Raw genomic sequence first — 24,077 nt, 5'->3', positions numbered from 1 at the left:
ACAATGAATGCATCATTACTTTTACCTCTTTCAAACACTTTTTTGACTCAGATTCTGTAATCAAAAAAGATATCTCAAATCGATGACATTATGAATGCTCAGCACTTTTCGCCTTGCTTTCATTCATCCATCGATAAATGACTGGTAATAAAACCAAAGTTAATATCGTAGATGAAATAATGCCACCAATGACAACCGTTGCCAAAGGTCGCTGAACTTCTGCACCAGTTCCAGTTGCCAAAGCCATTGGAATAAAACCGAGTGAAGCAACACAAGCCGTCATTAGAACGGGTCTTAAGCGTAAGATCGCCCCATTCCAAGTTGCAGTTTGAATATCAAATTGCTCTCTAAGCTCTTTAATAAAGCTCAGCATCACCAGACCATTTAGAACAGCAACACCCGACAAGGCAATAAACCCGACACCCGCCGACATTGAAAGTGGAATATCTCTCAGCCAAAGTGCAATAAGCCCACCCGACAAAGCAAACGGAACACCGCTAAATACCAATAAGCTTTCTTTAATATTATGGAATACGGCCATGAGTAATATGAAAATCATAGCAAGCGCTAATGGAACAACTATTTTCATTCGTGCGGCAGCAGAGGCTAGATTTTCAAACTGACCGCCATATTCCAACCAGTAACCCGCTGGCAACTGTTCTTTTGCGAGCGTTGTTCTTAACTCTTGAACAAATGAACCTAAATCACGCCCTTCTACGTTAGCGGTAATAATGACACGCCGCTTACCATTTTCACGTCCTACCTGATTTAAGCCTGAGGTACGTTCAACTTTAGCGACATCTTGAAGCTGGATTAGACCGCCATTTGGTAGCTGAATCGGAAGTTGGGCTAAGTTTTGAATGGTCCTTTGCTGATCCTCTAAGCGAATTTCAAAATCGAATCGTCGATCACCCTGTAAAATCTGACCTACATTTTGCCCACCAACACTTGCCGCAACAATATCTTGAATGGCTTTAGCAGATAACCCGTATTGCGCAGCCAAAGGACGGTTAATTTCGATACTTAGCACAGGCAAACCACTCGTTTGTTCTACCTTAACCGCTGTAGCACCAGAAATCGTCTGTATCTTTTGGGCCAATGTCTGAGCCTGCTCATTAAGCACTTGCATATCATCGCCAAAAATTTTGACGCCAATATCACTACGAATGCCCGAAATCAGTTCATTAAAACGTAGTTCAATTGGTTGAGAAAATTCGCTGTTATTGCCCGGTAATGTCGCCAAGAAAGCTTGCATACGCGAACGCAGCTCATCTAGCGTCTCTTTAGAGTTTGGCCATTGATCATGAGGTTTAAGCAAAATGACCGCATCAGAGATGTTAGGTGGCATCACGTCAGTTGCGACCTCAGCCGTTCCTGTTCGTGCAAAAACAGCCTTTACCTCTGGAAAATTCTTCAAAATGAGCTTTTCAGTATTTTCTTGCATTCGCAGTGATTGCTCGAGTCCGGTACTAGGTGAACGCATTTGCTGTAAGGCGAAATCACCTTCACTGAGTTGCGGAGCAAATTCACTGCCCATTTGGGTCGCTAACACGCCTGTAAGTACTAAAATACTTAATGCAAAGCTCAGAACAACGATCTTAAGTTGATAAGCCAGATCAAGAATATCTCGATATTTCTGCTTTAAAGCTTGCATCCAACGTGTTTCTTTTTCTTTCACTTCACCCGTAACAAAAAGAGCAACTGCCGCAGGTACAAATGACACAGAAAGAATCATGGCACCCAATAACGCCATGACCACAGTCATTGCCATTGGATGGAACATTTTCGCTTCAACGCCAGATAAGGCAAAAATAGGTAAATAGACCACTAAAATAATCATTTGCCCGAAAATAAGCGGTCGACGGGCTTGTTTCGCTGCAAGAAAAACTTCTTTGAATCGCTCAGTTCGCTTAAGAGGTCGATGTAAAGCATGCTGTGCTTCTGCTAGACGCCGAATACAGTTCTCTACAATAACAACTGCCCCATCTACAATAATCCCGAAATCAAGCGCTCCTAGGCTCATCAAGTTAGCACTAATGTTTTGCTCAGCCATACCAGCAAGGGTAAATAACATTGAAAGGGGAATAACACAGGCAGTAATTAAAGCGGCTCGGAAATTTCCTAGAAAAATAAATAAAATCACAATAACCAGAATTGCCCCTTCTACAAGGTTCTTCTGTACTGTGGCAATTGCTTTATTCACTAGAATCGTTCGATCGTAAACCGTTTCTATTTCTACCCCTTTGGGTAAAGTAGATTGAATTTCCTTAACTTTGCTATCAACTGCCTGAGCAACTGTACGGCTGTTTTCTCCCATCATCATCATGGCAATGCCAAGAACAGTTTCTTCACCATTGTAAGTTGCAGCACCTGTTCTTAAATCATGTCCAATAGAGACATTCGCCACATCTGCCACACGAATTGGTAAACCATTTTTGGTGCTTACAGGAATGTTTTGAATATCCTCAACACTACTTAACATGCCTGGCACACGAACAGTAAGTTGCTCACCGTTCTCTTCAATAAATCCCGCACCACGGTTTTCATTGTTTTCTTGCAAAGCAGTCTGAAATTCATTGATTGAAATCTGAAGTTGCTGCAAACGTTTTAAATCAGGCGACACAATATAGGTTTTATTGTAGCCACCAATACTGTTAATTTCGGCTACGCCTTTTACACGCTGCAATTGAGGACGCACAATCCAGTCCTGAATTTCACGTAAGTCCATAGCTGTATAGGCAGTGCCATCGGCTTTTTTAGCACCAGCTTTTGCTTTTACAACCCATTGGTAAATTTCACCCAGTCCAGTTGAAACAGGAGACATGACTGGATCAACCGTTTCTGGTAGCTGTCCATCTGCCTCTTGTAAACGCTGGTTAATCAGTTGTCTTGCCCAATAAATATCAGTTCCGTCTTTAAAAATAATGGTGACTTGAGAAAGTCCATAACGGGAAATGGAGCGAGTCTGTTCCAGATTAGGAATTCCGGCCATCGCATTTTCAATCGGATAGGTAATCCGCTGTTCAACCTCTAAAGCGGTATATCCATTCGCTTGTGTATTAATCTGGACCTGCGTATTGGTAATGTCTGGAACGGCATCAATAGGAAGCTTCTGATAACTCCATATTCCCACTCCAATCCATGTCAGTACAAAGAGCATGACCCAAATAGCATTTTGAATAGCAAACTGAATAACTCTGTCAAATAGTCCTTCGGGTTTGGGCAGTTCGGGTTTATTAATGTCCATGCTCCGCCTCTCCTTTTTCCAGTTCGGATTTCAGCAAGAAGCTGCCTTCTGCAACATAGCGCTGGCTTGGATTAATACCTTTTACAACCTCGACCCATTGACCATCTTTAGAAGGTTGTCCCAACTGCACTGTGACCGGTTCAAACTCAAAGCCTGTTTTGACCATTTTTGGCGTAAAGATAACGTCTTTACCTTCAACTTGCTGGATCGCTTGTGCTTTTACACGTATCACTTTTTGCGTTGAGCCTGAATTTAGCTCAACGTTCACCATAAGGTTTGGACGTAATTCGCTGTTATTAGCCAAAACTTTCGCACGAACTTGCAAACGCCCCGTTTGAGCATCAGCCTCTGTTGTTAAGCTTTGAACCTGTGCAGTAAATACATTCCCAGTTTGCAAAGATTTAAATTCAATCTGCTGGTTAGGCTGTACATTCACATTACCAGTGCTCGGTAAGATGAACTCCAGCCACAACTGATCAAGCTGATTAATAATAAAAAGCTGATCTGCTAGCTGTACGTTTTCACCCACCACAATATCTTTATTACTGACCATGCCAGCAATTGGAGCTGTTAAGGTGTAGCGTCCCCCTGAGACCGAACCTGCGCCAAATGCACTCAAGCGTGAACGAGCTGCTTTAACTTGAATTTGGGCTTGCTGATAAGCGTTATAAGCTCGTTGATAATCTTGTTTGGCAGAGATTCCTTGTGACCATAAACTGCGTTCACGTTCATAGTCCTGACGCGCTAAATCAAGATTAGACTGTGCAATTTGCAAATTAGCTTGTTGATCGACTAAATCTGGCACCAATAGGCTTGCAAGGGCCTGACCTTTTTTAACTTGTTGTCCAAGCTCTACATACACTGCTTCTACATGGCCACTAAAACTTGGCGAAACATGAGCTTGACGGTCTGTGTTGACAACCAGTTTTGCTGGATAAGTTTGAAGTTGAGCAACTTCGCCCACTTCGGCTTGTTCAATTTTTAAATTTTGTTCCTGCATTTGCTGAGCAGTGATTAGTAGCGGTTTTTCACCCTCGTCATGATGTCCTTCACCCTCTTCTTCTGCATGCCCATGACCTTCTGAGGCTTCAGAAGAAGCAGATTTATTTTTTGAATTTAAAACGAGTAGACCAATTAATATTGCAGTGATTGCTACAATCACTCCCACCCAAAGCCACTGAGAATTTTTCTTTAAATTTACCGACATTTTTATTCTCCTGTCTGAGTTGGGAATGTTTGACTTTGTTGCCAAGCACGTTGATTCAATTGCATTAAGGCATCTTTGACCATGATTTGCTCTGGCTCCAACCCTAGACGCAAACTTTGAATTTCAATTGAATTTTGCCAAGCCTGTTTTAATAGCTCGACTTTACGTAACCGAACATCTTGCAATTGCATGGTGGCTTGCTGAACATCGGTTACGGCGAATTTACCCAAACGGAAACCTTGTAATGTTTTTTGCTGAACTTGAATGGCAAGAGGAACTTGTTGATCACTCAATTGTTTAAACTGCATTTGCAAGCCTTTCAATTCAGACATTAGGGCTTCAATATCAATCTGATTTTGCTTTTGATAAAAGCTTTGCTGGCGTTGAGATAACTCTTGCTTGGCTTGAGCAATCTTGATTCCATACTGCTGTCGGTTAAAAAGATTTAAAGGAATTGCGACGCCTAAACGAATTTGGTTATCGGTACTTTGTTCAGGTGATCGAGTGTTATTCACACCTAAAGTTACCGTAGGTAATGGTTTAGCTTTTGCTTTAAGTTGTTGAATGTTGGCTTGCTGAGCAAGGGAATCTAATTGGAAGGAACGCTCTAACAAATTATTTTGTGAATCTTGACTTGGTTCTATATTCGCTGCCAGTGCCCATAACTGGTTTGGGCGTTGGAGTAGTTGAAATTGACTTGAACCACCACCCCACAAGTTCACCAGTTGTTGCTTCGCAACATTTAGTTTTAAACTGACTTGTTGATATAAACGCTGATTTTCCAAGTGATTCATACGTACTCGGTCTACATCAACCTGAGCAATACTGCCTGCCTGATAACGTTTTTGAGATGCAAGTAAATTTTCTTGGCTGACGGATAGCTGCTCTGCAATAAGAGACTTTTCAAGCTCAAGTAATGCAACTTGTGACCAGAAATATTTAACAATTAAATCAAGCTCAGCCTTATAACGCTGTTCCGCCAAATCAATTTTTGATATTTCCACTTTTGCCAAGTTTTGCGCAGCCTTACGCTGCCCAAAGATATCCAAAGGCTGAGAGATTCCAATTGCGAGTTCTTTTTCTTGATCACTCTGAAAACCTGTTTGCTCAATGGAAAGACTTGGGTTAGCCCATAAACGACTTTGCTTTAAATTAGCCTCAGCCATTTGCTGCTGTGCTTGCCAAACACCTTGCTGACTTTGATATTTTTGTACCTGCTCTAAAGCTTGCTCAAAAGTAAAGGCGGCTTTTTGAATATAACGTTCTTGTTGAATATCAGACTGAGCCATCGTTACTTGCCCAGCCAATAGCATGGCAATAGATAGGCTTGAGATGGTTAAAACTTTTTTTAACGTTATCTTAACGTTACTCTCTAAGTGATAAATAGAACTCACTCGATTTGAAAAAATAGAAGACATGTTTTTGCCCCGCAATAAATAAGAGATGCGGTGGGCTTATTTTGGCTACCCCACCTATAGCGGGGTTAAAACAGGAGGAGGATTTAAAGCAGTAAGATGTGGCGACTGGTAAGAATTAGACCAGTAATAAATTGGCGTTAATACTTGTATATGTACAACAGGCACCTCGGCTTGTTTTGCAATTTCAGTCATTACTATATGAAAACATGAAGGTAAATGATCATGATGATCTTGCAAGTTCAAAGGAGCCTTATGAGAATTTTCTACTATACTCGTCTGTTCAGTATGAGCTTGATGTGAAGATTGATATACATTCAAAGCCGCATGATGTCCGAAATGATGCAATGCTTTTTCCTGATTTTCATGCATGCAAAATGCCGCTGCCACATTCCATAAACTCTGAAATATGAGCAAACAAAACAAGACTGACATAAAAATCGCAGAACGTGGCAACAGCACACCATTAAGCTAAAAGTTGAACCAAGCCACTATAACAGGCACGAGCTATGTAATAAAATTACAAAAGGCTGATTCGTCAATTCTTCCATTTTTTTAATTTAGAACCCATCACACCTTATTTGGGACAAAAATAATTTCTTCTTGAGTAACGATTATGTATAAACTTTTTTCTGCTTCTATATTAACCATTTGCCTTGGCTTAACGGGCTGTGCCACTTCAATACTATCATCGGCTTTACCTGATGAAACAACTCAAGTTCAAACAAATACTTTAAAAAAAGATCAAATTATTGCGCTAGGTCAGGCAGTTAAAAATCAGCAAGAACAAGGACTCGTATTTATAGGTCAAGACTATAATTATTTAATGACAGATGGTAGTTCAAACCTTCTAAATATTATCAAAAGCATTCCAGCAGAACAAAGAACAATAAAAACACCATCACCTCTTGTACTTGAGATGGATGATTCCACCCATTTCCATGGAGAAATAACGATTCGTTATAATATCCCTATGTCTAAAATAGATGAAAAACAAAAAGAACTTTTAAAGACGTTAGGTTTTAAAAATCAATTCATGGCTATGGAAAATCAACAACAAGTTTTTTATCCTTTCACCATAATCCGCTTTAAAGGACAGATTTATCAAAAAGCAGATAATCAAAAGATTCAACAACAAATCCCAACCCCTTACTCAATTGAATTACAAGAAAAAATTGAAACCACCACAAAGCACCCATTTAAACGTGTTACTCGTAAAGTTTTATATCCATTAGCAATGACCTTTGATGTCATTGTTATTGCACCATCTTTAATATGGTCAGATTTACATGGTGATTTTAATAAATAAACTCTATAAAGATATAAAACAAAAAACCAGCCCTGAGGCTGGTTTTTTAAATTAACAGAGATTAACCGCTAATTTTTTTGTATTTCGTACGTTTTTGAGCAGCGTCATCACCTAAACGTGACTGGCGATATGCTTCGTATTCTGCATAGTTACCTGCATAGAATTCTGGCTGCTCATTTTCAAATGACAAGATATGTGTCGCAATACGGTCAAGGAACCAACGGTCATGCGATACCACCATTACCGTACCTGGGAATACAAGAATTGCATCCTCAAGCGCACGTAAAGTTTCAATATCCAAGTCGTTTGATGGCTCATCCAGTAAGATAACGTTTGCACCTAACTGTAAGATCTTCGCCAGTTGTAAACGGTTACGCTCACCACCAGACAATTCGCCTACACGTTTTTGCTGATCTTGACCTTTAAAGTTAAAACGGCCGATATAAGCACGTGACGCGATTTCGTAATCACCGATTTTTAAGATATCTAAACCGCCAGAAACTTCTTCCCAAACAGTTTTATTATTATCTAAAGTGTCACGGATCTGACCAACATAAGCAACTTTAACTGACTCACCTAAGGTCACAGTACCTGTATCAGGTTGCTGTTCGCCGGTCATCATACGGAATAAAGTCGTTTTACCGGCACCGTTCGGACCAACGATACCAACAATCGCTGTTGGCGGTACAGTAAAGCTTAAGTTTTGGTACAGTAAGCGGCCGTCAAATGATTTACTGATGCCTTCCACTTCCACAACTTTGTTACCCAAACGTGGACCAGGTGGAATATAGATTTCAGACGTTTCATTACGTTGCTGGAATTCTTTAGAGTTAAGCTCTTCAAAACGTTCCATACGCGCTTTGTTTTTCTTTTGCTGACCTTTAGCATTTGAACGAACCCATTCAAGTTCTTTTTTCAATGCTTTAGCAAAAGATTCTTCTTGTTTATTTTCCTGCTCTAAACGAGCATTCTTTTGTTCTAACCAAGAAGAATAGTTCCCTTGATAAGGAATACCCATACCACGGTCAAGTTCAAGAATCCACTCAGCCACGTTATCCAAGAAATAACGATCATGCGTAATCGCAACGATAGTGCCAGGGAAATCTTTCAAGAAACGTTCTAACCAAGTTACAGATTCTGCATCCAAATGGTTCGTCGGTTCGTCCAGAAGTAACATATCTGGTTTCGAGAGCAATAAACGGCAAAGTGCAACACGACGGCGCTCACCACCAGAAAGTAATGATACGTCTGCATCCCAAGCTGGAAGATTCAATGCATCCGCAGCAATTTCAAGCTGGTTGTTTAGGTTATGTGCATCCCAAGCATGAATAATTGACTCTAATTTTTCCTGCTCTTTTGCAAGTGCATCAAAATCTGCATCAGGCTCAGCATATTCAGCAAAAACTTGATCAAGACGAGCTAAAGCATCCAAAGCCTCACGCACGCCATCTTCAACGTTACCACGAACGTCTTTAGTTGGATCAAGCGGTGGTTCTTGCTCTAAATAGCCGATTTTAATTCCAGGTTGTGCACGAGCCTCACCAGAGAAATCTTTATCTACGCCCGCCATAATACGAAGCAAGGTAGATTTACCTGCACCGTTCAAACCGAGCACACCAATTTTGGCACCCGGGAAAAATGATAAAGAGATGTCTTTTAAGATTTCGCGCTTTGGCGGAACCATCTTAGACACTCGGTTCATCGTATAAATATATTGGGCCACGCAGGACTCCTCAATTGAAAAACCAGTACATCGCAATAAGCGATAAATAATCGCGCGTATTATACGCTGAAAACCTCTTTGACTTGAAGTTATGATTTCCATCGTACGGATTTATCAAACAATTTTCTTTTTCAATAAGTTGCAAAATGTTTATGTATAAGATTTATACAGCATTTCAGCGTATATTTTTCTATCTTTATTCCTAAAAAAGCAAAACAAACCAGAATTTCAGCAATTTTTTCTATTCGTTTTAGGCTAGACTCGCTCAATATTTAACTCACGAAGATGAAGTAATCATGACTTATAAAGATGAAACCTTAGCAATTCATGCTGGCTATTCACCCGAAGCAACCACAAAAGCTGTTGCAGTCCCTATTTACCAAACCACTTCTTATGCATTTGATAATACCCAGCACGGCGCTGACCTCTTCGATTTAAAAGTTCAGGGTAATATTTATACCCGTATTATGAACCCGACCACTGCGGTACTTGAGCAACGTCTTGCAGCACTAGAAGGCGGAATTGGCGCTTTAGCTTTAGCATCTGGCATGGCAGCAATCACCTATGCTATTCAGACGATTACTGAAGCGGGAGACAATATTGCTTCTGTCTCAACCTTATATGGTGGAACCTATAACTTATTTGCTCACACCTTACCGAAACAAGGAATTGAAGTCCGCTTTTTTGATTACCAGAAACCCGAAAGCTTGCGTAACTTAATTGATAATAAAACCAAGCTTGTTTTTGTTGAGTCAATTGGAAATCCACTTGGGAATATCATTGATTTAGAGGCCATTGCGAAAATTGCCCATGAATATGGGGTTCCTGTGATTGTAGACAATACCGTTGCGACCCCTGCCTTATTAAAACCTTTTGAATATGGTGCTGATATTGTCATTCACTCTCTCACCAAATATATCGGTGGTCATGGCAATAGTATTGGCGGCGCGATTGTAGATAGCGGTAAATTTCCTTGGGGTAAATATCCGGAACGCTTTAAAGTTTTGAACACACCAGACCCGAGTTATCACGGGGTTAATTATGTCGAAGCTTTAGGTGAAGCTGCATATATTGCCCGTGCACGCGTCGTTCCATTGCGCAATACAGGCGCAGCAATTAGCCCATTAAGTGTATTTTTAATTTTACAAGGTTTAGAAACGCTAAACCTTCGGATGGAACGCCATACTGAAAATGCTCAAAAAATTGCGGAATATCTAAAAAATCATCCTAAAGTAAAATGGGTGAATTATGCAGGCCTCAAAGATCACCCACAGCACCAACTGGCTCAGAAGTATGTAAAAGGTAAACCTTCTGCAATTTTATCTTTTGGCGTGCAAGATGGTCTCGAAGGCGGTACTCGTTTTATCGATGCCCTACAACTGTTTACTCGTCTCGTAAATATTGGCGATGCAAAAAGTTTAGCTTGCCACCCTGCTACAACAACTCATCGCCAGCTCAACGAACAAGAACTTAAAGCTGCTGGTGTAAGTGAAGATATGGTTCGTCTTTCAATTGGGATTGAGCATATAGATGACTTAATCGCCGATTTAGAACAAGCGCTTTCAGCTGTGTAATTTTTAAACTACTCAACAAGCCTCTGGAAATAGAGGCTTTTTTCTTTTTTACGCACTATACCACTACAATCAATTAATGGATTAAGATACTATTTTAGAGTTTTTACTCTAAATAAATTGTTAAATTTCATATATTTACAGACTAGACAATTTTTAAACATCTATTAAGATATGAGCAATATTTATGAGTTCATCTGGATGAACCTACGGTTGTAAAAAATAAAAATTACATACCGGAATAAATAGTCCCTGCCCCTACTTAGGTAAAATGCTGTGAATAAAAAATTAGAAGCTCTGTTCCAGGAAAAGGTACAAGATAAAGTCATTTTAGTGACAGGCGCCTCAAGCGGAATCGGTTTAACCATTTCAAACAAACTTGCTGATGCGGGTGCTCATGTCTTATTAGTTGCACGTACTGAAGAAACTTTGGAAGAAGTGAAAGCAGATATCGAAAGTCGTGGTGGTAAAGCATCAATTTTCCCATGTGATCTCAACGATATGGATATGATTGATCAAGTGTCTAAAGAAATTTTAGCAACGGTTGATCACATTGATATTTTAATTAATAACGCAGGTCGTTCTATTCGCCGTGCCGTACATGAGTCTTATGACCGTTTCCATGACTTTGAACGCACGATGCAGTTAAATTATTTTGGCGCAGTGCGCTTAGTTCTCAATATTTTGCCTCACATGATTCAACGTCAAGATGGGCAAATTATTAATATTAGCTCGATTGGTGTGTTAGCAAATGCGACTCGCTTCTCTGCCTATGTCGCATCTAAAGCTGCTCTTGATGCATTTAGCCGCTGTCTATCGGCCGAAGTTCATGCACATAAAATCGCAATTACTTCAATTTATATGCCATTGGTTCGTACCCCAATGATTGCGCCAACCAAAATTTATAAATATGTACCAACACTTTCACCTGAGCAGGCTGCTGACTTAATTGCTTATGCAATTGTGAAACGTCCAAAGCGTATGGCAACCAACTTGGGCCGTTTAGCTTCAATGACTTATTCTGTCGCACCAAGCATCAACAATATGTTTATGTCGATTGGCTTTCGCTTATTCCCAAGTTCGGATGCAGCAAAAGGTCAAGAAACCGAGAAATTGAACTGGGCACAAAAAGCATATGCACGAATTTTCCCAGGTGAACACTGGTAATTTCTGGCTAAAAATATAGTTTAGAATTTAAAAAGCGCCTCACTTAAGGCGCTTTTTTTTAACTGAAAATACTATCCATCAAGAAACTGAACATGTCCTGTTTTTACATCATAAATTGCGCCTACAATTGTAATCTCACCTCGCTCAACCATATCTTTTAAAACGCTACTATGGTTAATGATGTATTGAATGTTGTAGTGAACATTCATGGCAGTCACCTGATTGATAAAGGCTTTACTTAGATCACGTGGCTGCATAATGTCATATACACTATCAACCGAATGCATTAAAGGCCCAAGCACATATTGAATATGTGGCATTTCCTTCACGTCAGCCACTTGCTTATGTTCTAGGCGTAATTGACATGCGCTCGTCACTGCACCGCAATCGGTATGCCCTAAAACGACAATTACTTTAGAGCCCTTAGCCTGACAAGCAAACTCAAGCGAACCTAATACTTTTTGACCTGCAATATTACCTGCAATTCGTAAGCTAAACAGATCACCAATACCCACATCAAAAATCATTTCTGTAGGTGCACGTGAGTCCATACAACCAAGGACTGCTGCGATCGGGTGTTGTCCTTCATCTGCGGTAACTCGAATTTGACGATAAATATCGCGTTGCAGGCGTTCGTTTCTTACAAAACGTTCATTACCCTCTTTAAGCAAATTCACGACTTGCTGTGGACTCAATTTTTGTTGTAAATCTCTTGTACTAATATCAATATCAAGTACTGCATCGTCCACATCTTGATAGTGTTGCTTAAACCCAACAAGTTTAAGGTTTACCTGACGTTTAATGGCAGTTTCATTTTGATAATCTTGAATAACTTGGTAGATGTCAGGATCAATCGAATCACATTGAGTTGCATCAATAATGAGTTGTTGATGTTTATGTACATGTTCTAATGCAGAAATAAGTGCAGAACGATTAAGAAAGGTGACTTGTGACGGAAGTTCAATACGAGTAACTACGCCGTGCAAGCGCTTTTCTCTATAAACACGAATTCCCTTATTAAAATTGCCATAAAGAATAAAAGCACTACTGGTGAACAGACCAATTAAAATTCCCATTAAAAGATCGGTCTGCAAAATTGCAACTAAGGTAATAATAAAAGGTAAAAACTGTTTCCAACCCTTTTGATAAAGCTGTTTAAATAGTTTTGGATGAGTAAGCTTAAACCCTGTCACGATTAAGATCGCAGCCAATACTGACAAAGGAATCATGTTCATTAATGGCACGAAGAACAAAACCGCCAATAGCAATAATACGCCATGAATAATGGTAGAGCATTTACTACGCGCGCCTGTATTTGCATTCACTGAACTACGCACAATCACTGAGGTTACAGGCATTCCACCAATTAAGCCTGAAATAATATTACCTGTGCCTTGTGCCCAGAGTTCACGATTAGGGGGAGAAGAGCGTTTTTGAGGATCGATTTTATCTGCCGCTTCCAGATTCAATAATGTTTCTAAAGAGGCCACGACAGCAAGCGTAATTGCTCCTGTATAAATCATAGGCTCAGCTAAATAGCTAAAATCAGGGAAAATCAATACTTTTTCGGGTGCTTGCAATATATTCGGCAATTGAATGAGGTTATCAACTTGCACTGCCCATGGAGAGCCAATACTCACCAAAATAAAATTTAAAACCGCTGCCAACACAACTGCAATCAGAGCAGAAGGTAAAGCTAGTTTTTTGAGTGGACTGCTATCCCACGCTAAAATTAAGAATAAACTGAGTAAACCAATGAGTGCAGCGCCTCCATCAAAACGCTGAAGAAATGCGTCTGGCGTTGAAGTCCAAACCTGTTTCCATGAAAAATCAGAAAGCCCAAACAGATAAGGTAATTGTGTCGCAATCAGGATGACACCAATGGCCGCCAGTAATCCCAAAATGACATTATTTGGAATAAAGTTTGCAAAAAAACCTAATTTGAATAATCCAAAGAGAATTTGTAGAACACCAGCAAAAATAATACATAATAAAAAGGCGGCATAATTGCCGCCTAATTGTTCTAACTGTACAAGAATTACAGCAGTTAGTCCCGCTGCTGGTCCGGCTACACTGATGTGGGAGCCACTCAGTAAGCCAACAATAATACCGCCAACAATACCAGCAATAATGCCAGAGATAATGGGAGCTCCTGAGGCTAAAGCGATACCCAAACACAGCGGTAATGCTACAAGGAATACGACAACTCCGGACAGGAGATCTTTTAAATGAAATCTATTTTTCAGGTTTAAAACCGACATAAAACAACCATTTATAATATAAAGAAATAAGCAAAGTTGTACTATTACAGCCTGAAAGTGATTAATTGCTTCAAGGCTGGGTTGATGATGTCGGACAACTGAATCTCATTAAAGTTGAGTTATGCTATAACGTTGTATAGTTGATTGTAGATTTAACAACGTTTTTGTTGATCTTAAGATTCACCTCATCTTTACGACTGCGATTTTTTTCTTATCTGCTTTTATATAATTGTTAAAAATAATTTTTAACCCATAAAAAAAGCCTCCGATTGGAGGCCTTTTTATCAATTAAAAACTCTTATTTAGAGCCTTTAATCCCTGCTTGTAGTAACAATGCGCCTAAACCGCCAATCTTTTGTTCTTGTGGTTTATCTTGCTTGCTGCGCTGAGGACGTTCAGCTTGATCTTTACGCGGTTGAGGACGTTTACCTTGAGGTTTACGCTCAAAACGTTGTTCTGTATTTTGCTCGCGGCGTGGTGGACGCTGAGCTTTTACAGGTGCAGAACCTTCAGCACGCATACTTAAGTTCACGCGGTTACGTTCAACATCAACCTGCATAACACGCACTTGTACGATCTGGCCCGGTTTTACAACTTTATGTGGATCAGATACGAATTCATTTGCTAATTCAGAAATATGAACTAAACCATCCTGATGCACACCGATATCAACAAAGGCACCAAAGTTTGTGACATTAGTGATCACACCTTCAAGTTGCATGCCTTCTGTCAATTGACCAACTTCAGTAATATCTTCACGGAATTTAGCAGTACGGAACTCTGGACGTGGGTCACGACCCGGTTTTTCAAGTTCAGCTAAAACGTCTTGAATTGTTGGTAAACCAAATTTGTCATCAACAAATTCATCAGCTTTTACTTGACGAATGATTTCAGTATTACCGATGATGTCTTTAACAGTTGTTGCTTTTGCTGCAACAATTTTCTCAACAAGACCATAACTTTCTGGGTGAACAGAAGACGCATCCAAAGGTTCAGAACCATTTTGAATACGTAAGAAACCAGCCGCTTGTTCAAAAGTACGCTCGCCTAAACGTGGTACGCTTTTCAACGCTTGACGGTTATCAAAACGGCCATGCTCTTTGCGGTATTCAACAATCTGTTGAGCAATTGCTTTGTTTAAACCAGCAATATAAGCCAAGATTGCTGGTGAAGCGGTATTTACATCAACGCCTACAGCATTCACACAGTCTTCTACTACTGCATCAAGTGTTTTTGCCAAACCAGTCTGGTTCACATCGTGTTGATATTGACCCACACCAATTGATTTCGGATCAATCTTAACAAGTTCTGCAAGTGGATCTTGTAAACGGCGAGCAATAGAAACTGCTCCACGAATTGAAACGTCAAGCTCTGGGAGTTCTGCTGAAGCAAGTTCACTTGCAGAGTAAACAGATGCACCCGCTTCACTTACAGTGATTCGTGTTAAATTCAGATCAGTATTCGCAGCCATCATTTCAGCTACAACAGCTTCTGTTTCACGGCTAGCTGTACCATTACCAATTGCAATGAGCTCTACATTATATTCACGACATAGGCGTGCAAGTTCAGCAATTGAGCCTTCTTTATCTTCTTTTGGAGCAAATGGATAAATCGTGCTGTGAGCAAGTACGTCACCTGCATCGCTGATCACTGCAAGTTTCACACCTGTACGAATACCAGGGTCAACACCTAAAGTAGTACGACTACCTGCTGGCGCTGACAATAATAAATGACGAAGATTTTCAGCAAATACCTGCATTGCTTCTGCTTCGGCAGTAAGACGTTTCTCTGTCAGCAATGAATGCTCAATTTGAGGACGAATCTTGCCTAACCAGAATAATTTTGCAGTTTGCTTTAAGAAGTCCTGACGTGCTTGAGGCTGAATTTGCTCAAGGTTGTATTCAGTTTCAATACGCGCCAATGGTGCATCATCTTCACCATCTACTTTCAAACCCAATACGTTTTCTTGACGACCACGTAACATCGCCAATAAACGATGAGAAGGTAATTTGTTTAGACCTTCAGAGAATTCAAAGTAATCACGGAATTTTTTACCAACTTCTTTCTTTTCTTCAGATGCAACATTACTTTTTAAAACCGCAGTTTTTGCAAAAGTTGTTTTTAATTCTGTAGTAAGTGAAATATTTTGTGCCCAGTCATCAATCAGAATATGCTGAATCGCATCTAACTGACTTTCAACATCTGGATAGTCTTCATGACTGAATCCAGCCAATGCTTCTGTCGGGTCAACTTGTTCTGCAATAATTTTTTCAGCAATTGGTCCTAAACCTGCTTCTTTTGCTTTAAAAGATTTACTTGTACGCTTAGGGCGATACGGTGCATAAAGTTCTTCTAAAGCATTTTTTGTTTCGGCTGCATTCACCCGCGCCAACAAGTCATCATTCAATTTATTTTGTTCTTGCAATGACTGAATGACTTTTTCACGGCGCTCATATAAATCACGTAAATACGCTAAACGAGTATCTAATTGGCGTAACTGCGTATCATCTAAACCTTGTGTTACTTCTTTACGGTAACGGGCAATAAATGGAACACTGGCACCCTCATCAATTAAGCGGATGGCAGCTTCTACTTGGTTTGGACGTACGGCAAGCTCACTTGCCAACTGCTGAACTAAGTCAGTCATCGTGTTTGATCCCACAAGGATAAAGTTTAAAAGCAATGATTATAAAGACCAAGCCCATAAAATCCACACTTGTTTGCGTATTCAAAACGTTTTTTTTTATTGACTCTGGATATTTATGCTTTTTAGAGCGACTAGAGCACATAAAAACAGGTATTTAAGTCTAAAAATTTTAAAGCTGCCTTCTGCCGTTAGTCTTTATAAAATTACAAACGCGTAACTTATGTCATGAAGGTGTAAAAATTTTATTATAATTTATGAGAAAATGATCATATTGATACACTCCTGAAAAGTTAAAAAGATAGAGTTGCAACAATATTTTATTCGTCTCATCTTTTATCAAACCCAGCTACTTGCCTACTACAACAATTAAAAGCGCTATAACAACCGAGTTCATCTACCTAAAATAAACTATTTGAAACAATTAGTTATTAACATTTAATGTTTAAAAAATTATCAAATATTTAAGTATTTGTTTTTTTAGATCAGTCTTTGCTAAATTATGGGCTTAAGATGTTGTTTTTTGGTTTCAAACCACCTTGAAAATTGTAATTTTGAGCAAATTGATACATAGTCTTAACGAGAACATCAGCATTATACTGAGGGCTTGCTGGCAATAAGCCTCACCGACCCAATAATATATAAATTATGACTTTAAAAGGGAGTACATCATGAGTTTAGTTGTACCTGCTGAACATCCTGAAACCGTACACAACGAAACGGATCGTGTCGAACGTATTTTAGTGGTCGATGACGATGTGCGTTTACGTACCCTCTTGCAACGTTTTTTGGAAGATAAAGGCTTTGTTGTAAAAACTGCCCACGATGCTTCGCAAATGGACCGTTTATTACAGCGTGAGTTATTTTCACTTATCGTACTCGACTTTATGTTGCCAGTTGAAGATGGCTTAAGTATTTGCCGTCGTTTACGCCAATCAAATATTGATACGCCTATTATCATGTTAACAGCACGTGGTAGCGATTCAGACCGTATTGCAGGTCTTGAAGCTGGTGCAGATGATTACTTGCCAAAACCATTTAATCCAAATGAACTTTTAGCTCGTATTCGTGCTGTATTGCGTCGCCAAGTTCGTGAAGTTCCGGGTGCTCCAAGCCAACAAGTTGAAGTTGTGAGCTTTGGTCCATGGTCTTTAGACTTGTCTACCCGCACACTGACACGTGAAGGTCAAATCGTTACCTTAACGACTGGCGAATTTGCAGTATTAAAAGCATTGGTACAACACCCACGTGAACCATTAACGCGCGACAAACTTATGAATTTGGCTCGTGGCCGTGAATGGGGTGCAATGGAACGTTCAATTGACGTTCAAGTATCTCGCTTACGTCGTTTAATTGAAGATAATCCTGCACGTGCACGTTATATCCAAACGGTATGGGGCGTGGGTTATGTATTTGTTCCAGATGGTGCGGAATAAGATTGAGATAAGATAGAGTGAGTTTAGAACCAATCGCGCCACAAAACTTTACTGACTACACCACCTACTCTGAACGGAAACGAACTCGGTGGGAACGTTTTCTCGACAAAATTAAGCCACGTTCTGCTGCCATGCGTACCACTATTTTGGTACTGCTGGTGGTGTTTTTTAGCTTATTTATGTCGTTATGGTTCTTTTGGCGCACTCTTTATTTACCTGAAATTCAACAACACGCTCGTTATCTTGCAGTTGAACTTGAGCTCGTCAACAATCCAGATATACGGATTTTTCATCGCGAAAATGAAGTTGATGTTGATGCGTGGTTACGTAATCGTGTTGGTATTGAATATGTTACCAACCCTAAAGAATATCCAAGTGTCCGCGAGAAAGTTATTGCCGAGTTTTTTACCAATCAGATCGAACAAAAACTGGCAAATGAGATTGGGGCTAAGGATGTTACGGTTTACTTCCAGTTTAAACCTAGTCCACGTATCTGGATTCAAACACCTGAAATGCACGGGAATTGGGTCCGTGAGCCTTTAAAAACCTATGCCAATTATAGCCCTGAGCTATTAATCGGTTGGATCGTTGGTGTTCCATTACTTTCAGCTATTATTATTCTGATTTTAGTTAGGCAGATGAACCGTCCTTTACGTCGTTTGCAAAATGCTGCCAATGAATATAGTAAAGCTGGAACAGCACCTTACTTAGATACCAATCACGGTCCCTTAGAAATTCGTCAGGTGAACCAAGCCTTTAACCGCATGGTTTATACGCTTGACCAAACCGAGCGTGAACGACGTATTATGTTGGCTGGAATCTCGCATGATTTAAGAACTCCTCTAACACGCATCCGATTAACAGCAGAAATGTTACCCGATGAGTTTTTACGTGAAGGTCTGGTCTATGACGTAGATGATATGGACGCAATTCTTAATCAGTTCATATCTTATATGCGTGATGGCTCAGATGAAGAGTTGAAAGACACCAATATCAATATGCTTTTGCAAGAACTTGTTGTTCAGTTCAAACCTTTAAACATTCAATTCGAGATGCAGGATGTCCCGATTATTCCTGCACGCAGCCTTTCTCTAAAACGGCTGATTGCCAATCTAATTAACAATGCAAAGCGCTATGGCGCTGAACCAATAGAACTCAGTGCAAAACTTGAAAATGAACATATTTTAATTACGGTTGCCGATCATGGTGAAGGTATTCCAGCAGATCAAGTTGAAGAGTTAATGCAACCGTTTGTTCGCGGAGATTCAGCAAGAACAATTCAAGGTAGTGGACTTGGACTGGCCATTGTCAAACGTATTGTCGATATTCACCACGGTGAAATTCATATTCATAACCGTGAACAAGGTGGTTTAGAAGTTATTATTACTTTACCCATCCCAAAACCAGTCACTGAAGAAACTAGTTCAATCAATCCATTAGAAAAAATAAAACAAACTTTGAGTGAGCGCTTTTAATTTAACCAGTTAGTGATTAAAAGCCTCATTTCAAAGTTAAATAAAATAATTAAAAATCAATAAAATAAAAACCATAAATATAATTTATACCACCATTTATTTACAAAATTAGACCTTAGCCTAACACCTATGCACTTTTCAATTTTTCATAGCTAAAATCCCGTATGTTTTGACAATTCTGAGGATGTCCAATGTCTTTAAGTCGTATTCGCCTAGCTTCTCTTCATGACAAGGTCATCAGTGCTGAACGAGCTGCGCAATTCATCGAAGATGGAATGACCGTAGGTATGAGTGGTTTTACTCGTGCTGGTGAAGCCAAAGCTGTTCCACAAGCACTTGTAGAACTTGCCAAGAAAAACCCGTTAAAAATCACGTTAATTACGGGTGCCAGCTTAGGTAACGACTTAGACAAACAACTCACGGAAGCAGGTGTTTTATCTCGTCGTATGCCATTCCAAGTGGACAACACTTTACGTCGTGCCATTAACAACGGCGAAGTTATGTTTATTGACCAACATTTGTCTGAAACTGTTGAACAAATGCGTAACCAACAGCTTAAACGTCCAGATGTTGCAGTGATTGAAGCAATTGCAATTACTGAAGATGGCGGCATTATTCCAACAACTTCTGTAGGCAACTCTGCAAGTTTTGCTATTTTTGCCGAGAAAGTTATTGTTGAAATCAACACATCTTTAAGCGAAAGTTTTGAAGGTTTGCACGATATCTACATTCCAACTTATCGCCCAACACGTACGCCAATTCCATTAACAAAAGTGGATGAACGTATTGGTACAACAGCAATCCAAATTGATCCGGCAAAGATTGTTGGTATTGTATTTAACGATACTCATGACTCACCATCAACAGTAACTCCGCCAGATGATGAAACTCAAGGCATTGCAAACCACCTGATCGCGTTCTTTAATAAAGAAGTTGCAGAAGGTCGCTTACCGAAAAGCCTTGGCCCATTACAAGCAGGTATCGGCTCTATTGCCAATGCCGTATTAACTGGCTTAAAAGATTCTGACTTTGAAGACCTCATCATGTACTCAGAAGTATTACAAGACTGTACTTTTGAACTCATTGATGCAGGTAAAATGAAATTTGCTTCTGGTAGTTCAATTACGCTTTCTGCAAAATGCGGCGAGAAAGTTTTTGGCAATATTGAAGCTTACAAAGACAAATTAGTACTTCGTCCACAAGAAATTTCTAACCACCCTGAACTGGTTCGCCGTTTAGGTATTATCGGCATTAACACTGCCCTTGAGTTTGATATTTACGGTAACGTGAACTCGACTCACGTGTGTGGTACGAAAATGATGAACGGTATTGGTGGTTCAGGTGACTTCGCTCGTAACGCTCACTTGGCGATCTTTGTGACTAAATCAATTGCTAAAGGCGGCGATATCTCTTCTATCGTGCCAATGGTGAGCCACGTTGACCACAGTGAACATGACGTTGATATTTTAGTGACAGAACAAGGTTTAGCGGACTTACGTGGTTTAGCACCTCGTGAACGTGCTCGCGTTGTTATCGACAACTGTGTACACCCACTTTACCGTGATGCATTAAATGATTACTTTGATCGTGCATGTGCTAAAGGTGGACATACTCCTCATTTACTTCGTGAAGCATTGTCTTGGCATGCAAACTTTGAAGAGACAGGCCAAATGCTTCAAGCAACACCAATTGCAAAATCAGCTTAAATAACTGATTGAATTCAAGCACTCCTACGGGGGTGCTTTTTTATTTGTTTAAATTATTAATAAATACTGCTCAAGCTCGAATTTTTATTTTATCTTTTCAGCACATCAAAACAAAAAGTAGAAATCCATATGTTTATTATTCGTCAATTTGCAAATGCGGATCTGGAAGATGTCGTCATTTTATGGGAAAGCTGCGGCCTGGCTCGTCCTTGGAATAATCCTGAAACCGATATTTTCAGAAAACTCTCACAACAAGATGATTTATTTTTGGTTGCTATTAAAGATGAGCAACTCATTGGCACGCTAATGGGCGGCTACGACGGCCATAGAGGCTGGATTAATTATTTGGCTGTTCACCCCCACCAACAACGCTTAGGAATAGCCACAGCGCTTGTTCAGCAGCTTGAAAAGCGACTAATTGCTCGAGGTTGCCCAAAACTTCAATTATTGGTGCGTAAAGATAACCTCAATGTACTGAATTTTTATGAACAGCTCGGCTATGACGAAGTAGAAGCAGTGTGCTTAGGAAAACGCTTAATTAGCGATAGTTCACATGATTAGAACCTTATTTATTATCACTTTAGCATGACAAGAAAAATAATCTGAGCTTGGGGATAAATGGCTATGCTTGTGGATAAATCTCATTTTACCCACAAGTAAGAAAATGAATTGTTTAAATAAAATCATAAGCGCGAAAAAAACCTCATACGTTATGTATGAGGTTTTTTTGGAATATGGTGGCGAGACCCAGGATCGAACTGGGGACACACGGATTTTCAATCCGTTGCTCTACCTACTGAGCTATCACGCCGATGGCCTGTATTAAGCCGTATCTCAGAAGAATAGTCAACTATTATCCTGAGTTTATGATTTAAATGAGTATTTTTTATACTCAAAAAAAATCCCTGATGGGATCAGGGATTGAAAACACATATAGTGGTGGCGAGACCCAGGATCGAACTGGGGACACACGGATTTTCAATCCGTTGCTCTACCTACTGAGCTATCACGCCGAAGTGGGCGTATTAAACAATGTTTATATGATCACGTCAAGCCACTTCCGTATTTTTTGTAACAAGTGATTATTTTTAAATCACTCCTACCTATTTAGCATGGATATTTAGCTATGTAATTTACCAATATGGGCCAAACAACGATGAATAGCCCCACAACCCGGCTCAAAAATCTTTACACCTTTTGACTCTTCTATACGGCAAGCTTCTTCAACCAAGCGCTCTGCTACCCCACGACCCCGGTTAGCAGGATGCACCACAATATATTCAAGTACTTTGCTTTCACCTTGTCCTGAAGACCAGATTGCCCCTATAATTTTGGTGTTAAATTCAGCAGTGTATAGCGTGGTATACTGTTGTAAATCTTGTTCAAGTTGTTCAATCGCATCGTGCCCGTCGCCAAACTCCGGACTTGTATCATACAGTCGCTCAAGCTGATCGCGGATCTCTGAATTATCTAGAGAACTATAAGCGTGTACGGTAATAGGCATTGATTAACCCTCCTGAGCAAACTATGATGCTGTCACGAATTCGTCACAGCGAAATTGTCGTTAACATCCAATCATTTTTGACGTTTTTTTGAGGAACGTGTCCATGACGCAACGTATCAGTGAAGTGGTTAGAAATACCAATGAAACCAAAATTCGAGTTCGTTTAAATCTCGATGGTACTGGTCAAGGCACACTAAACACCGGAGTTCCATTTTTAGACCATATGATTGATCAAATCAAGCGACATGGCTTATTTGATATCGATATTCATTGTGACGGAGACCTCGATATTGATGATCACCACACCGTAGAAGACTGTGGTATCACGCTTGGACAAGCTTTTGCACAAGCTTTAGGCGATAAAAAAGGCTTAAAACGCTATGGTCATTTTTATGCACCATTAGACGAAGCCTTATCTCGAGTTGTTGTAGATTTATCTGGTCGCCCGGGTTTATTCATGGACATTCCCTTTACACGTGCGCGTATCGGTACATTTGATGTCGATTTATTTTCCGAGTTTTTCCAAGGTTTCGTAAACCATGCGCTTATGACCTTACACATCGATAATTTGAAAGGTAAAAATAGCCATCATCAAATTGAAAGTGTGTTCAAAGCGCTAGCTCGTGCTTTACGTATGGCATGTGAAGTTGATCCACGTGCAGAAAACACGATTGCATCGACAAAAGGTAGCCTCTAATGACACGTATCGCGTTACTTGATTATGGCATGGGCAATCTACACTCAGCAGCTAAAGCACTTGAGTATGTGGGCGCTACAGTCGATGTGACCAATGATCCAAAATTAATTGCAAAAGCCGACAAAATTGTTTTTCCAGGTGTTGGCGCAATGCGCGACTGTATGCAAGGTATGCGTGAAGCGGGCATTGATGAAGTAGTACGTCAAGCTGCTTTTAATAAACCAGTTCTTGCGATTTGTGTTGGCATGCAAGCCTTACTACAAAGCTCAGAAGAAAATGGCGGTGTAGATGCCCTAGGTATTTTTGATGGCGTAGTAAAACACTTCCCTCAAATGGAAGGCTTAAAAGTGCCGCATATGGGTTGGAATCAGGTTCAGCAACTGGACCCAAGCCACCCAATGTGGAACAACATTGAGCAAGATGCACGTTTTTACTTTGTACATAGCTACTATGTCGAACCTAAAGATGAAAGCGTTGTGGCTGCGACCTGTGACTATGGTGTGAACTTCTGCACAGCAATTCACAAAGAGAATTTATTTGCGACTCAATTCCACCCAGAGAAAAGCCACACTGCTGGTTTGCAGTTACTTAAAAACTTTGTGGAATGGAATATTTAATTTCATTTAAAACTAAAATAGATCAGGTCGTGATGGCCTGATCTATTTTTTTATTTATAATAACAATCTAGTCATTTATAAAATGATTTTTTATTCAA

At 39.9% G+C, this 24,077-nt stretch carries 17 protein-coding genes, 2 tRNA genes and 1 pseudogene; 10 read left to right on the top strand and 10 right to left on the bottom strand.

What is annotated here, in order from left to right:
* Positions 1-88: 88 nt before the first annotated feature.
* The 4 genes from MSG66_RS09960 to MSG66_RS09945 are packed head-to-tail and all read right to left on the bottom strand — an operon-like array spanning position 89 to position 6,325.
* Complete coding sequence (locus MSG66_RS09960) at positions 89-3,247, bottom strand: CusA/CzcA family heavy metal efflux RND transporter (protein ID WP_324653959.1); 3,159 nt, start codon at positions 3,245-3,247, stop codon at positions 89-91.
* A complete protein-coding gene (locus tag MSG66_RS09955) occupies positions 3,237-4,454 on the bottom strand; it encodes an efflux RND transporter periplasmic adaptor subunit (RefSeq protein ID WP_324653957.1) in 1,218 nt (405 codons plus the stop codon). Before MSG66_RS09955 ends, MSG66_RS09960 begins: the two co-directional genes overlap by 11 nt.
* Before the next feature lie 2 nt (positions 4,455-4,456).
* Positions 4,457-5,872: a TolC family protein gene (locus MSG66_RS09950; RefSeq protein WP_324653955.1), complete on the bottom strand. Its 1,416-nt coding sequence runs from the start codon at positions 5,870-5,872 to the stop codon at positions 4,457-4,459.
* Positions 5,873-5,926: 54 nt separating this feature from the next.
* On the bottom strand, positions 5,927-6,325 hold the full coding sequence (locus MSG66_RS09945) for a cation efflux protein, CzcI-like (protein ID WP_324653953.1): 399 nt from the start codon (positions 6,323-6,325) through the stop codon (positions 5,927-5,929).
* A 160-nt stretch (positions 6,326-6,485) separates the two neighbouring features.
* Between MSG66_RS09945 and MSG66_RS09940 the strand changes: the two genes are divergently transcribed.
* Positions 6,486-7,178: a hypothetical protein gene (locus tag MSG66_RS09940; RefSeq protein WP_324653951.1), complete on the top strand. Its 693-nt coding sequence runs from the start codon at positions 6,486-6,488 to the stop codon at positions 7,176-7,178.
* A 61-nt stretch (positions 7,179-7,239) separates the two neighbouring features.
* On the opposite strand, the gene ettA is transcribed toward MSG66_RS09940, so the two are convergent.
* A complete protein-coding gene (ettA, locus tag MSG66_RS09935) occupies positions 7,240-8,901 on the bottom strand; it encodes an energy-dependent translational throttle protein EttA (RefSeq protein ID WP_133971454.1) in 1,662 nt (553 codons plus the stop codon).
* Positions 8,902-9,197: 296 nt separating this feature from the next.
* On the opposite strand from ettA, the gene MSG66_RS09930 reads away from it, so the two are divergent.
* Positions 9,198-10,475 (top strand): O-acetylhomoserine aminocarboxypropyltransferase/cysteine synthase family protein, encoded by a 1,278-nt coding sequence (locus MSG66_RS09930; RefSeq protein ID WP_324653949.1) that lies wholly within the window; start codon positions 9,198-9,200, stop codon positions 10,473-10,475.
* 273 nt (positions 10,476-10,748) lie between these two features.
* Positions 10,749-11,639: an SDR family NAD(P)-dependent oxidoreductase gene (locus MSG66_RS09925; protein ID WP_133971450.1), complete on the top strand. Its 891-nt coding sequence runs from the start codon at positions 10,749-10,751 to the stop codon at positions 11,637-11,639.
* A 71-nt stretch (positions 11,640-11,710) separates the two neighbouring features.
* On the opposite strand, the gene MSG66_RS09920 is transcribed toward MSG66_RS09925, so the two are convergent.
* Both MSG66_RS09920 and MSG66_RS09915 read right to left on the bottom strand, forming a co-directional pair.
* A complete protein-coding gene (locus MSG66_RS09920) occupies positions 11,711-13,900 on the bottom strand; it encodes a bifunctional SulP family inorganic anion transporter/carbonic anhydrase (RefSeq protein ID WP_324653947.1) in 2,190 nt (729 codons plus the stop codon).
* A 298-nt stretch (positions 13,901-14,198) separates the two neighbouring features.
* Positions 14,199-16,547, bottom strand: coding sequence for a Tex family protein (locus MSG66_RS09915; protein WP_262473353.1), 2,349 nt, complete (start codon positions 16,545-16,547; stop codon positions 14,199-14,201).
* Positions 16,548-17,215: 668 nt separating this feature from the next.
* Between MSG66_RS09915 and ompR the strand changes: the two genes are divergently transcribed.
* The 5 genes and pseudogenes from ompR to MSG66_RS09890 all read left to right on the top strand — a co-directional run bounded on the left by ompR (position 17,216) and on the right by MSG66_RS09890 (position 21,722).
* Positions 17,216-17,980, top strand: coding sequence for a two-component system response regulator OmpR (ompR, locus tag MSG66_RS09910; protein WP_000060753.1), 765 nt, complete (start codon positions 17,216-17,218; stop codon positions 17,978-17,980).
* A 17-nt stretch (positions 17,981-17,997) separates the two neighbouring features.
* On the top strand, positions 17,998-19,455 hold the full coding sequence (locus tag MSG66_RS09905; protein ID WP_324653945.1) for an ATP-binding protein: 1,458 nt from the start codon (positions 17,998-18,000) through the stop codon (positions 19,453-19,455).
* Positions 19,456-19,482: 27 nt separating this feature from the next.
* A pseudogene (locus MSG66_RS09900) lies at positions 19,483-19,611 on the top strand (hypothetical protein).
* Between the two features lie 35 nt (positions 19,612-19,646).
* Positions 19,647-21,161 (top strand): acetyl-CoA hydrolase/transferase family protein, encoded by a 1,515-nt coding sequence (locus MSG66_RS09895; RefSeq protein ID WP_324653943.1) that lies wholly within the window; start codon positions 19,647-19,649, stop codon positions 21,159-21,161.
* A 129-nt stretch (positions 21,162-21,290) separates the two neighbouring features.
* Positions 21,291-21,722, top strand: coding sequence for a GNAT family acetyltransferase (locus tag MSG66_RS09890; protein ID WP_324653941.1), 432 nt, complete (start codon positions 21,291-21,293; stop codon positions 21,720-21,722).
* A gap of 174 nt (positions 21,723-21,896) precedes the next feature.
* Here the strand turns inward: MSG66_RS09890 and MSG66_RS09885 are convergent.
* The 3 genes from MSG66_RS09885 to MSG66_RS09875 all read right to left on the bottom strand — a co-directional run bounded on the left by MSG66_RS09885 (position 21,897) and on the right by MSG66_RS09875 (position 22,665).
* Positions 21,897-21,972, bottom strand: a tRNA-Phe gene (locus MSG66_RS09885).
* A 126-nt stretch (positions 21,973-22,098) separates the two neighbouring features.
* A tRNA-Phe gene (locus MSG66_RS09880) sits at positions 22,099-22,174 on the bottom strand.
* A gap of 107 nt (positions 22,175-22,281) precedes the next feature.
* A complete protein-coding gene (locus MSG66_RS09875) occupies positions 22,282-22,665 on the bottom strand; it encodes a GNAT family N-acetyltransferase (protein ID WP_042895552.1) in 384 nt (127 codons plus the stop codon).
* Between the two features lie 103 nt (positions 22,666-22,768).
* On the opposite strand from MSG66_RS09875, the gene hisB reads away from it, so the two are divergent.
* Both hisB and hisH read left to right on the top strand, forming a co-directional pair.
* A complete protein-coding gene (hisB, locus tag MSG66_RS09870) occupies positions 22,769-23,362 on the top strand; it encodes an imidazoleglycerol-phosphate dehydratase HisB (protein ID WP_004639787.1) in 594 nt (197 codons plus the stop codon).
* Positions 23,362-23,979: an imidazole glycerol phosphate synthase subunit HisH gene (gene hisH, locus MSG66_RS09865; RefSeq protein WP_324653937.1), complete on the top strand. Its 618-nt coding sequence runs from the start codon at positions 23,362-23,364 to the stop codon at positions 23,977-23,979. Before hisB ends, hisH begins: the two co-directional genes overlap by 1 nt.
* Positions 23,980-24,077 lie beyond the last annotated feature (98 nt).

Origin of the sequence: Acinetobacter sp. IK31 (assembly GCF_035615195.1) — a bacterium.
GTDB lineage: Bacteria > Pseudomonadota > Gammaproteobacteria > Pseudomonadales > Moraxellaceae > Acinetobacter > Acinetobacter calcoaceticus_C.
Note: the sequence above shows the minus strand (reverse complement) of the source record. Positions and strands in the feature narration are given on the sequence as shown.